Source organism: Breznakiella homolactica (assembly GCF_016616095.2).
In the GTDB taxonomy this organism is placed as follows: Bacteria; Spirochaetota; Spirochaetia; order Treponematales; family Breznakiellaceae; genus Breznakiella; species Breznakiella homolactica.
On the sequence record NZ_CP067089.2, the window covers coordinates 3,374,258 to 3,386,189 of the forward strand.

The 11,932-nt window shown below is 53.4% G+C and carries 8 protein-coding genes and 1 tRNA gene; 6 read left to right on the forward strand and 3 right to left on the reverse strand.

Annotation, left to right across the window (positions count from 1 at the left end):
- Window positions 1-188 precede the first annotated feature (188 nt).
- The 5 genes from JFL75_RS15245 to JFL75_RS15265 all read left to right on the forward strand — a co-directional run bounded on the left by JFL75_RS15245 (window position 189) and on the right by JFL75_RS15265 (window position 5,391).
- Window positions 189-1,727 carry a hypothetical protein gene (locus tag JFL75_RS15245; protein ID WP_215627536.1) on the forward strand — a complete coding sequence of 513 codons (1,539 nt, stop codon included), beginning with the start codon at window positions 189-191 and terminating at the stop codon, window positions 1,725-1,727.
- The gene (locus tag JFL75_RS15250; RefSeq protein ID WP_215627537.1) at window positions 1,724-2,485 is read left to right on the forward strand and encodes a Nif3-like dinuclear metal center hexameric protein; all 762 of its coding nucleotides are present in this window, start codon (window positions 1,724-1,726) and stop codon (window positions 2,483-2,485) included. Before JFL75_RS15245 ends, JFL75_RS15250 begins: the two co-directional genes overlap by 4 nt.
- A gap of 8 nt (window positions 2,486-2,493) precedes the next feature.
- Complete coding sequence (gene lspA, locus JFL75_RS15255; protein WP_215627538.1) at window positions 2,494-3,030, forward strand: signal peptidase II; 537 nt, start codon at window positions 2,494-2,496, stop codon at window positions 3,028-3,030.
- Complete coding sequence (locus JFL75_RS15260; RefSeq protein WP_215627539.1) at window positions 3,023-3,313, forward strand: leader peptide processing enzyme; 291 nt, start codon at window positions 3,023-3,025, stop codon at window positions 3,311-3,313. Before lspA ends, JFL75_RS15260 begins: the two co-directional genes overlap by 8 nt.
- A 161-nt stretch (window positions 3,314-3,474) precedes the next feature.
- Window positions 3,475-5,391: an SUMF1/EgtB/PvdO family nonheme iron enzyme gene (locus tag JFL75_RS15265; RefSeq protein ID WP_215627540.1), complete on the forward strand. Its 1,917-nt coding sequence runs from the start codon at window positions 3,475-3,477 to the stop codon at window positions 5,389-5,391.
- 314 nt (window positions 5,392-5,705) lie between these two features.
- Here the strand turns inward: JFL75_RS15265 and JFL75_RS15270 are convergent, their stop codons facing one another.
- On the reverse strand, window positions 5,706-7,346 hold the full coding sequence (locus JFL75_RS15270) for a DUF8510 domain-containing protein (protein ID WP_223292667.1): 1,641 nt from the start codon (window positions 7,344-7,346) through the stop codon (window positions 5,706-5,708).
- Window positions 7,347-7,370: 24 nt separating this feature from the next.
- Window positions 7,371-7,444, reverse strand: a tRNA-Ala gene (locus JFL75_RS15275).
- Between the two features lie 269 nt (window positions 7,445-7,713).
- Here JFL75_RS15275 and JFL75_RS15280 point away from each other — a divergent pair.
- Complete coding sequence (locus JFL75_RS15280; protein WP_215627541.1) at window positions 7,714-10,296, forward strand: ATP-binding protein; 2,583 nt, start codon at window positions 7,714-7,716, stop codon at window positions 10,294-10,296.
- A 12-nt stretch (window positions 10,297-10,308) separates the two neighbouring features.
- Here the strand turns inward: JFL75_RS15280 and JFL75_RS15285 are convergent, their stop codons facing one another.
- Window positions 10,309-11,856, reverse strand: coding sequence for a histidine kinase N-terminal 7TM domain-containing diguanylate cyclase (locus JFL75_RS15285; RefSeq protein ID WP_215627542.1), 1,548 nt, complete (start codon window positions 11,854-11,856; stop codon window positions 10,309-10,311).
- Between the last annotated feature and the right edge of the window lie 76 nt (window positions 11,857-11,932).

Here is an 11,932-nt window from a genome sequence, read left to right on the forward strand (position 1 = left end):
ACAATACTTTATTTATCGAAACAGCTGGTCAATACCTTTGTATCCATTATATTATAACATCCTGATGCATTCACGCAAGGACCAATTGAGCAACAGCCCGCCGGGCACTGATATGCAGGTACTTATCCCTGCTATTGATAGTATGGCAGAAAAACCCGTAAATTTCTATATAATGGAGTTATTTAACCATGTGGGACCTGGTATTTCTTATAGTGATCATATCCGCGTTTGTTTTACTTGCCCTGATCCGCCCTTTCGTTAAGAATCTCCGGAAAATTGAAGGTCTGGTATTTCTGCCGTTTCTGGCGTTCTTAATAACCCTGGGTATTTTTATTGCCTACGGTTTCAGGCCCGAATGCGTGCTGCTTCTGGTATATACGGCGGTTGTTTCCCTGGTTCACATACCCCAGCTTGTTTCCGTACTAGGCGGGCTCAGAAACGGTGAATTCCTGGAACGCAGGCCGCTGCTGAATGGTATTGCCCTGGTTTTTCTCATCGTTTCCGCCGCTCCGGCCCTGATTTTCGCGCCCTACGATGAAGTTCCCATGGCTTCGGAGGGAGTCGCCGTGGTTCCGGTAAGAGATGAGGGCCTTTTTATCCGGATATACCCGGGCACCGGCGAAAATCCCCGCCCGGAGGGTCTAAAAAGGCCGGTTTTCGCGGTAATTCCCCCGATGTACGGCTCCGCCGCCGCTGTGGACCGGCTCTGTCTGGCTCTGGAGGCAAAAGGCTTTGCCGTTCTTACCTATTCCCGCCGGGATTTCGATATGCCCGCCTTTGGAGAAGGGACAAAGCAGTACAATGTTCCCTTTTTCAGGAATTTTTCCTTTTACCGGACCCTCGCCGGGGTTTCAGAATCAGGCAAAGCGGCCCTGCGGGTCAGGTCATGGGAGGAAACCCGGACCCGGGATATTGAAATACTGCTTTCCTATATCGCGGCCTTCGGCGGTTCGCCGGATTCGCCGCTGGCATCCGCCGATACCGGACGGATCATTATGGCCGGCTACGGCGCCGGCGGGGCCGCCCTGTCCCTTTTAGGGGCTTCCCCGGAGTTTGTATCCGGGAATCCCGGGGTTATTGGGTTTGTTTCTGTGGAAGGTGCTCCCGCGTCCCTGGCGGTGCTTGAGGTTTTTCCCTGGGACACGCCCCCGGATGGTTCGCTCCCCTGGTACGCGGCTCTTTGGGAATCGGTAAAACGTTTCTTCCTTAAAATACATTCCCGGGGTATTGCCGGATACGAAAGCCCAAAACCGCTGCTGCTCCCGGGATTGTTCCTTGTTTCCGACCGTGTCACGGATACCGAATACCGCGACGGACGGTACCGCAGTATTCTGGCAATGCTCCGCGCTTCCCGGGCCCCGTCGGCGCTGGCGGCGGTTCCCGGCGCGGGATACGCGGATTATTCGGATATTCCCGTTAAGTATCCCCTCTTAGGTTTTTTTCTTTCCGGGGAGGAAGCGGACGCATGGAACCGGGATTATTATATTGAAGGCACCGCATCCCTGATGGCGAATTTCGGGGATATGGTGATGGCCGGAGGGACCGGCGGTGAGCCGGAGCTTCCTGAGGCTTCAGGTGATCCGGATTTCTCCGGAGATGCTTTACCGCCGGAAACTCCTGAACCGGCCCGGCCGGAAATTACCCGAACCCGGGTGCCGGGGACTATCCATATTGAAAGCGGCGGGGCCTGGAATTTGATGCCTCCGGAGTATATACTGTCCCAATGACCAGCCGTACATTGGATACGTATTTCAGATCCCTTCTGGACATCGACGGATTCAGCTCCCTGGACAGTTCGCTCAACGGCCTCCAGGTGGACAACGACGGTTCGGAAATCACTAAGATCGCCTTTGCGGTGGACGCGAACACCGAAACTTTCCGGCGGGCAGCGGATGCCCGGGCGGGAATGCTCTTTGTCCACCACGGACTGTTCTGGGGCGCTCCGCGTTACGTTGAAGGAACCTTCCGGAACCGGATTAAATTTCTCCTGGACAGCAATATCGCCCTCTACGGGGTCCACCTTCCCCTGGACCAGCATCCCGAACTGGGAAACAACGCCGGCCTCGCCGAATTGGTGGGTATCGAAAATCCTGAACCCTTCGGCGTATACCGGGGCCGGAAGGTCGGGTTCAAGGGAACCCTGGCAAAACCATTAAGTATCGATGAGGCTGTGCGGCGTGTTTCCTTTATGGGACGTCCGCCCCTGGGTGTTTTCCCCTTCGGAAAAGAGGAAAACCGGACCGCCGCGGTAGTATCCGGCGGCGGCGCCGATGACGCTGTCCAGGCCATGGATGAAGGGATCGATCTGTTTATCACCGGGGAGGCGGCCCATCACATATACCATGAAATTCTCGAAGGCCGGCTCAACATGATCGCCGGGGGCCACTATTCGACGGAAGTCTGGGGCGTCCGCAGGGTCATGGCAAAATGCGCCGAAGAATTGGGCCTGGAAGTCGAGTTTATCGACGTGCCCACAGGATTATAGGAGCTTTAATGGGTCATACCACAAAACAGAAACTGATTCCATTCAGTCTTACCGGGCTGATTATTCTGCTGGACCAGCTTACAAAAGGAATTATCGTACATTTCTGGCCCGAAGACGGTACCTTCATAAAAGATGTATTCGGCAATGATTTCCTGTGGATAATCCATGTACGGAACAAAGCCATCGCCTTCAGCCTCGGGGATAACCTGCCGGATGTGGTCAAGCCTATCCTCTTCAGTGTGCTGCCCCTGATTCTTCTGGCCGTTTTGGTATGGTATTATATGAAATCCAGTGAGTTCACCACGCTGCAGCGCTGGGCGCTGACCGGTATCGTCGGGGGCGGAATCGGCAATCTTATCGACAGGATCTTCCGGCCCGATGGGGTGGTGGACTTTATCAGCGTTAAATTCTACGGGATTTTCGGACTTTCCCGGTGGCCTACCTTCAATATCGCCGACGCCAGCGTCGTTGTTTGCGGGGTCATTCTGCTCATAAGTATTATTTTTAATTTCAGACCCAAGGAGGCTCAGTCAAACCATGAGTAAAAAAAGCAATACCATCTGGTTTATGCTCGGGGCAACGGTTTTTAATATCCTGGTGACTATCATCAGCTTTGTGGTGCTCCTCGTTGTCTATGCCCGGTTTTTGGCTCCGCTGCTGCCCGAGGAGACCGCGGCGTGGGGATTTCCCATTATTTTCATCGGTTCCATAGTGCTTTCATTTGTGGTTTACCGCCTGGTTATTAAGCTGCTGTTTAAGAAAATCGATATGGAAAAATACTTTGATCCGATTTTCGGCCCCCGGAAACCCCCGGCCCGGAAGGATTGAGGGCGTACCGCGGCCGGCGGTAAAACCGCTGATCCGGTTATTATATTCATTTTGAATTAAAAGAATATTATTCCTCTTTAGTTTAAAAACTCAATTTGCCGTGATATAATGGTTTCATAAGATCATCCTGAAGGGACAGCTGTCCTAAAACGGAGACCGATATGATAATCAGCGGTATTTCTATTCGGCGGCTTTCCTGCGCCGCTTTTTTTGTTGCCCTATTTTTGGTGATTCTGCCGGGCTGCTCAAACCCTCTTTCTGAACAGATCACCGGCGGTGAAAAGGACCATACCCCCGAAACCGGAACGGTTCCCGGGAAACCGGATACTCCGGCGGTTATACCGGCGGACAAACAGCTGGCGGTGAGCTGGACCGCGGTCTCCGGCGCCGATACCTACGAGCTGTGGTATGCCGAAGGATCGGTTTCGGGAGAGAAAAAACTATACGCGGCGGATATTACCGCTGCTTCCGGAACCATAAAGGACCTTGCCAACGGTACGACGTATTATGTGTGGGTCAGGGCGAAGAACAGTGCCGGCACCGGCGGTTTCAGTGACGCCGCCGAAGGCACACCCTTCGAGCCGCTTACGGCGCCGGCAACCCCCGCACAGCCGGTCATCACAGCGGTTGGGATGGGTTCGCTTAAAGCCGTGTGGACCGCGGTCCCCGGCGCCGTGGTGTACACTGTTTATTATCATACTGTGAATAATTCCGGTATGGCTTCCAAGGCTGAGAATATCACCGGAACCGAAACAATTTTGGCGGGTCTCGGGAATGCCGTGTCCTACTACGTGTGGATACAGGCGGAAAACGAAAAGGGGACCAGCGGTCTCAGCGATCCGGGCCAGGGGACTACGATTCTGCCCGCGCCCGGCAATATCCAGGTCAGCGGAGCCATCGAAAAACTCCAGGTGAGTTGGAACGCCGTCAGCGGGGCCGATTCCTATGATCTGTATTACAACGCCGGCGGTTCTATCCCCGGGACCCCGGCAAAGACCGGAATAACCGGTACCAGTGTGGTAATAACAAATTTGAAAAACAGCACCTCCTACAATATTTGGGTCAAATCCCGGAAAGGCGGCGTGTACAGTACCGCCGGCAGTCCGGTTAACGGGTCAACCGCCGTCGCCGGCGCCGGAACCATGCAGTCCTTTGCCGGCGACTCGGTGGTTTTTAAGATGGCCTATGTGCCCGGGGGTATTACTTTTCCTATAAACACAAACGACTCCGGGAGCGCGGCCGTGGCGGATGCCTACTGGATCGGCGAAACCGAGATCACCTACGAACTGTACTATACTGTCAGGAAATGGGCCGAAGCCAAGGGGTATGTCTTCACCTATTTAAATGGCCTCCCTGCCAGCGGCAGTTCCGGAAGAATCGGGTCTAACGGGGCGTATTATCCCGCGGTTCCCGGTTCTTCGGGAAATCAGCCGGTGACATCCTTCAGCTGGTATGACGCGGTTATCTGGTGCAACGCATTAACCGAATGGTATAAGGAAAAAACAGGAATAGATCTGGGGACCGTATACAATAACAGCCAGGGACAGCCGATTAAAGTAGTCAGTTTGGATGGATCGAGAAAAGATTCTGTTCTGGATGCCGTACAGCCCGCGGCGGGAGCAAAGGGGTTCCGTTTGCCCTTAAACAAGGAATGGGAGCTGGCCGCCCGCTGGCGGGGCGGCGATTCCGCCAATACCGTGACGGGATTCTCAAATCCCTATTTTACAAAGGGAAATTCCACCAGCGGAGCGGTACTGCCCTTTTCTCCAGTAAACAATCCAACCGCGGCCCAAATAACGGAAGCGGACCGGGTCGCTGTATGGGGCAGCAAAACCGCCGCGGCGGATGTAAAGAGCAAGGCAGGGAATGCCCTCGGCCTCTATGATATGAGCGGAAACGTATCCGAATGGTGTTTTGATTGGTCGGCAACGCTTGCCGGCGCGCGGACGAAACGCGGGGGCGATTATTTTACCGCTTACAGAGGTTCTACGACGATCATAGTAAGCTATATAGGGGATTTTCTCCCTAATAATTGGGATTTCAAAGTCGGCTTCCGTATAGTCCGGACCGCGTATTAGTTTTTTCGGGACCCGCGGCTTCAGCCCGGCGCCATGCCGCGGTGTCCGGTTTTATACCACACAAAACATTCCCCGCCACCCAGTACTCCCCAGCCGAAGCCGGGGCATCCGCATTAACTACACAACAGCCAGCAAAGAAGCATGGTGTCCCGCCGGTAACGCGGGGTGCCGGATGAAAGGGTGTATGAGCGGCTTTCGAGGCCGCAGGCCGACGCGCCGCCATACACCCTTTCATCCGGCAGGACCCCCGGACCCGGTTCCTACCATGCTTCTTTGCTGAGTAATGGTAATAAAGTTAGTGCAGATGCCCCGGATTAATACCCGTCGGACATCGACCGGTTGATATCCCGCTGGTACAGCTCCTGGTACACGTAGCTGCGGTTCTTGAGTTTTTCCTTGATAGGCTGGGCAAAGGGAATGTAGCGCCAGAAGATACCCCGGAGTTCCTTTTCCATCCGCTGGATACCGTCGCTCTCTTTGGTAACCCAGGTTATATAATCCTGGATGAAAAATTCCTTTACATCACCTTTGAACTTCTTCGTGGTAAACCACTGGTAGTAATTGCCCGTGAGTCCTTCTTCCATCCAGTAATAGGACGCCTTTTCCTTGGCGACCTGCCAGCGGAGATCCGCCACCGCGGAGAGGACCGCAATACTGAGGTTTTTCGGGTACATGGGCATGGCTATCCGGCCCCGGCTGGTTGCCCTGTTGAAACGGTCGAAGGGTTCCCAGCAGATACCCATATCGCCGTAGGACGGGATCAATATCACGTAGGGAACGATCCGGTTGAGCTTGTTCTTGTATGATCTGCAGTACGCCTCGGGATCGATGCTTTCGACCCAGGCAAGCTGGCTGATAATATTTTCCCGGTACCCAATATCATTGGGGGTGCTGCGGAAATATTCCTTGATAAGCACCGGAAAATGGTTGCCCTGGCGGCCTATGGTCATTTTTGCCATCTGCCGGACCGTATCGAATTCCGTATCAATTGCCCGAACATCAACCTGCACGGTTCCGCCGGCTTCCTCTATTTTATCCCGCAGGGTCTGGACATCCTGTTCCGCCTGGTTGAAATCCCGCATAAAGCTGTCCAGGTCCCGGTCGGACTTGATCAGGTTTTTGATGATATCCTGAATATCCTGAAAAGCCCGTTTCTGGCTTTCGGTATAGCAGGAATAAATATCCGGAAAACCTTCCAGGGGGTAGTGCTCTTTAACCAGATCCACCTTTTCCGTGAGGTGGTTTTCGAGGATCGTCCGTTCCTCGCTTTTTGCCCGGAGCAGGTTTCTGGCTCCGTCCCGCTTCCCCTCGGCTTTGTCCAGGAGCTGCTGGAATTTGATCTGGGTGTTGTTTTTGGCGACCCGTACTTCATCGGTGCTGGAATTTCTGATCACTCCGGTCCCGACGGCTCTGAACCATTCATCAAGGTAATACACCGGCTGGGACAGATAGTTGTCGTCCACCAGCTTGGCGAAGAATTCCTTTGATTCGGGCTCCAGAAAATTGGGATGCAGGAGGCCGAACCGCAGGGTGTATTTCTGGGGGTCGGAAAGTTTGCCCGGGGTCCTCCGGGCAATACCCAGGAGAAAATCCCAGTAGGCGTTAGTCAGCTGCTGGCGGAAAACGCCGCGGTCTTTGGGGTCTTTGGCGTTTACGAATTTCTGGAGAATCGTATGGACCCGCTGGGCCGCGTCGCCTTCACCGGAAAGGACTTTCTTATAGTAGTTGGGGTCTTCAAACGCCGTATGGGGAACCGATTCAAACCGCTTGGTAATTTCCGGGAACCGCTCTTCCATAAGGTCGACTTCCGGAGTTTCGAGCTGTTCCAGTTCTTCGCCGTCTTCGAAAAGGCTTGAATAATCGGGAGGCCGGGGTTGCCCGGGATTCTGGGATGTTCCCAGCAGGGCGGCGATTTCAGGGTCCATTTCGCCCTGAAATATATCATTTTCGCTCATAATTATTGGTATGGAGAGGATATCTGGAGGTGAGGGGAATTGAACCCCTGACCTTTTGAATGCCATTCAAACGCTCTAGCCAACTGAGCTACACCCCCGGATAATGACAGGACTATAGCCTACTGTGCGGATACTGTCAATATCCGCAGGCAGGCTCCATAGGATACTGTAACAGCCGAAATAGGCCGGCTGTGTCTTTTTATTTTGCTTCTGAGTTCCAGTATATGCAAAGTTTTGCCCGGCGTAAAGCCTTGGGAAAGACTTTGGGGAATTTTGCGGCCGGACAGGGGCCGCAAAATCGGGAATCCGGTGTTTTTAGGGGTTATAAATCTGGTATTCCTCGAGTATTATATATGACAGGAATAATATGGCTGAGAGTTTCGGAAAAGACGGCGGCAGAACAAACCATACCCATGATGTCTTTGCGCTCTCGGAATCTCTGGAGCTTTTTTTCGATGCCGCTAAACTTGGGCTGTGGGAATGGCACCCGGCCACGGGCGAATTTCTGTTTTCCAGCCAAATTGAACTGCTCCTGGGATACGATGCCGGGGAACTTCCCCGGGAACCGGCGACCCGGAAAAAGCTGATCTTTCCGGAAGACGCCCCTGAGACAGACCAGAAACTCCGGGAATGCCTCGAGGGAAAAACCCAGCGGTACGAATCGGAATTCCGCTGTTTCCGGAAGGATGCATCGGTTGTCTGGCTCGAGGAAAAGGGCGCGGTCACCGAACGGGATTCCCTGGGAAAGCCCCTGCGGTTTACCGCCATCATCCAGGAAATAACCGACGTTAAACAATCCTTTGAGGAAGCGTCGAAAAACCTAGAAGAGTCCCGCCGGATGAACCGGCTTATTTTTGAAAGCAATCCCCATATCAACCTTATTTTCAATGATAAATTCCAGGCAATCGACTGTAATTCCGCGGCGCAGGAATTTTTTGCCTTCGACACCCGGGAAGCCCTTCTGAAAGGGTTTTACCAGCGGCTCGAGGAATATTTACCCCCATATCAGCCCACGGGTAAACCGACGGACAGCCTGGAAACCCGGCTGCGGTATACCGTGGAACACGGTGTCTACAGTTTTGAGCTTGAATTCGTCATCAACGGCACCGCGGTTCCTATGAATGCCACCCTGAAGAAAATCGACTTCGGGGATTCTTTTGTGATTGTTATTTCCCTGGTGGACCTCCGTCCCATGCGGGAGGCCCGGAACGAACTGCTCCGCAAGGACCGGCTTCTGCAGGCGGTTAACATCGCCGCGGAAATCCTTATGGCCAATGACCGCCCGGATTTCTTCGGCAGTGTCCGCCAGGCCCTGGAAGTTATGGGTGAAACCGTCAGGGCCGACCGGGCGTATATCTGGAAAAATTCCCTTGATGAAGGCCGGCTTGTGTGTACCCAGGTATGTGAATGGGCACGGTCCCGGGAATCGGACCATGGCATCAGCGGAAATCTGGCTATCAGCTACGATGATTTTATTCCCGATTGGCGGGTGCTTGTTTCTTCCCGGACAAGCATCAACAGCCTGGTTAAGGATATGGAAAGAAGCTTCCGGGAATTTCCCGGCATGGCCGATGTCCGTTCACTGCTGATAATCCCGATCATGCTCAACGGAGATTTCTGGGGATTCGTGGGCTTCGACGACTGTACCACGGAACGGCTCTTCCTGCCGGCGGAGGAGAAACTCCTTAAGTCCGGCGGGACCCTGATCGCGTCCGCCATTGACCGCAATGAAATTATCGGGAATCTCATCAGGGCAAAGGAGACCGCCCAGGCAAGCACCGATGCCAAGAGTGAGTTCCTCTCCCGGATGAGCCATGAAATACGGACCCCCATGAACGCGATAATCGGAATGACCGGGATCGCGAGAAAATCCGGTGACCCCGAAAAAATAACCCACTGCCTCGAACAGATTGACCTGTCATCCCGGCAGCTGCTGGGGATCATAAACGATGTTCTGGACATGTCAAAAATCGAGGCGAATAAACTCGAGATCGAATATCAGGAATTCGATTTTGAAAAAATGCTCCGGAATGTATTTAATGTGATCCAGGTAAAAGCGGAAGAAAAAAACCAGATCTTCCGGTTTAATTTTACCAATACCTTCGGCAGGATGGTGATCAGCGACGAACTGCGCCTGTCCCAGGTTCTTATCAACCTGCTGAACAACGCGGTAAAATTTACCGGTGAGGGCGGAACCGTAACCCTCGCCGTTGATGTGAAACCCTGCGGCAGCGACGAATCCACGCTCCATGTGGAAGTACGCGATACCGGTATCGGTATTTCCGGGGAGCAGCAGGCAAAACTTTTTACTTCTTTCGAACAGGCCGAAGTGGGAACCACCCGGAAATTCGGCGGCACCGGGCTCGGGCTGGCGATCTGCAAAAAAATTATCAGCCTCATGGACGGGAATATATGGGTGGAAAGTGAACTCGGCCGGGGCGCTGATTTTATTTTTGAGGTACCCATCCGGTGGGGAAGCGTTTCCGGGCAGGATGATGCGGCCCCGGCCGGCGGCCCCGAAAATTCAATGCCTTCCTGGGAAGGCAGGAATCTGCTTTTGGTTGAGGACATCGCGATTAACCGCGAAATAATAATTTCGGTCCTTGCGGAAACCAATATCGCCGTGACCTGCGCGGGCAACGGCCGGGAAGCTCTGGAATTGTTCCAGGAAAATCCCGCCGCCTTCGACCTGATCCTTATGGATATCCAGATGCCCGAAATGGACGGCCTCGAAGCCAGCCGCAGGATACGTTCCCTGGACACTCCCTATGCCCAGGAAGTCCCTATCATCGCCATGACCGCCAACGCGTTCAGCGAGGATGTGCGGAACTGTATCGAAGCGGGTATGAACAGCCACGTGGCCAAACCGATCGAGGTGGACCAGCTCATACGCACCCTGTCCCTGTACCTCGATAAGTCCGCCGCCGGCCAGCCTCCGGAAGCGCCGTAAAACCGGACCGGCCTACACCGCCCGGAACCGCCGGATTTCGAAGCATTCGATGCGGTTGCGGCCGGCATCCTTGGCAGCGTACAGCGCCTTATCCGCGTCGGCGATGAGTTCTTCCAGAATCCTGTGCCGCCCCGGGTTGATTTCCGCTATACCCATACTCAGGGTGACCCTCAGGGGGGTCCCGTTTATATGCAGGGTGGACTCTTCCGTCATCCGGCGTATTTTCTCCGCGATGGTAAAGGCTCCCTCCAGGGATGTCCCCGGCAGGATAATGCAGAATTCTTCCCCGCCGTACCGGCCCGCCGCGTCGGTATGCCGGAGCCTGTCCGTAATGATTTCGGCAATACATTTCAGAACCTTGTCGCCCGCGGGATGGCCATGGCGGTCATTGACCTGTTTGAAATGGTCTATATCGATCATTATCAGAGACGCGTACCGCTCTTCCCGGAGGGCAAGGTCAAAATCTCTCCGGGCGACTTTAAAAAAGTTTCTCCGGTTAAGCAGTCCCGTAAGATCATCGAAACTCGCCTGGCTCTCAAGCTCGGACATCAGGGTGTGCTGTTCGCTGATGTCGTAGAACAGGATACAGGTACAGACCGGTTTGTCCCGGTACGGGATCGATGTGACCGAAGCCCTGAGGTATATGTTTCCCGCGTCACCGGCAGCGGTAAATTCAAATTCCCCGCCGGATATTCCGGCGTATTCCCGGGGAAAGCCTTCTATTTCAGACACCGGTGTACCCGGCGTGACCGTTTCAATAGAGGGAAAATATTTTTTCGCTATCTGATTGGAATCAAGGTACCGGCCTTCCAGATCAAGGAGCACAAAACCGTCATGTATCTTTTCCACAATACTTTCTCTGGTGTAGGGGAGCCAATCCTGGGCCTGGAAATATACGATGTAGATCCCCAGGATCAGCAATGTAACGACCAGCGACGCGGAACCGAATTGCATGGGAATGGTTGATTTCGTAATGGTGAATATTATTACGGTTATGCTGGGAATTATGGCTGCTGATAAAAAAACGAGGCGTTTTACTTTCTCCCGGAAAACGGCGTGGGGATAATACCGGATTATCTCCGCGATGCTCAGGACAATAAAAATAAAACAGTACACACTGTGGATATAAAAAAACAATCCCCGTTCAACAATGAGATGCGGAAAGGGCTCTAAGGTAAACTCTATGCTCCGGAAGTACAGTCTCGAATAGGGAAATATACTGACCAGAAGTACCGTACAAAAGGGAAGCACCAGAAACAGGGGGCGTATAAACTTCCGGGTTATTCCGCGGTTATTGTAATCCCGTATAAAGAGGTAGAACACGACCGCAAAAAACGCAACCCCGCAGTATTGTACCCGCAGGGCTGTGTACGCCGATCCGAGACTGCGGGAATCGAGTTCCAGCAGGTAACCCCAGGAATAGAAAAACGCGGTCATTGACAGATGGAAAAAATACCGGGATTTCGGGCTGCGGTGCATACGTATAGCCCAGATCAGCAAAAACGCCGATACCAGGCACACCGCGAATTGAATTAAAAAGAATGGATTAATTCTTTCCATCTAGTCAGTATAGTTCCGGCGTATGATGATTCTGTCGAAAGTTTTGTACCTTATTAAGATAAACCGCTTATTTCCG

Excerpts from the sequence above, each read along its gene's own strand:
- JFL75_RS15285 (WP_215627542.1), bottom strand. The coding sequence starts at position 11,856 with ATGGAAAGAATTAATCCATTCTTTTTAATTCAATTCGCGGTGTGCCTG.
- JFL75_RS15260 (WP_215627539.1), top strand. The coding sequence starts at position 3,023 with ATGAGTAAAAAAAGCAATACCATCTGGTTTATGCTCGGGGCAACGGTT.
- JFL75_RS15280 (WP_215627541.1), top strand. The coding sequence starts at position 7,714 with ATGGCTGAGAGTTTCGGAAAAGACGGCGGCAGAACAAACCATACCCAT.
- JFL75_RS15245 (WP_215627536.1), top strand. The coding sequence starts at position 189 with ATGTGGGACCTGGTATTTCTTATAGTGATCATATCCGCGTTTGTTTTA.
- JFL75_RS15250 (WP_215627537.1), top strand. The coding sequence starts at position 1,724 with ATGACCAGCCGTACATTGGATACGTATTTCAGATCCCTTCTGGACATC.
- JFL75_RS15270 (WP_223292667.1), bottom strand. The coding sequence starts at position 7,346 with ATGAGCGAAAATGATATATTTCAGGGCGAAATGGACCCTGAAATCGCC.
- JFL75_RS15265 (WP_215627540.1), top strand. The coding sequence starts at position 3,475 with ATGATAATCAGCGGTATTTCTATTCGGCGGCTTTCCTGCGCCGCTTTT.
- lspA (WP_215627538.1), top strand. The coding sequence starts at position 2,494 with ATGGGTCATACCACAAAACAGAAACTGATTCCATTCAGTCTTACCGGG.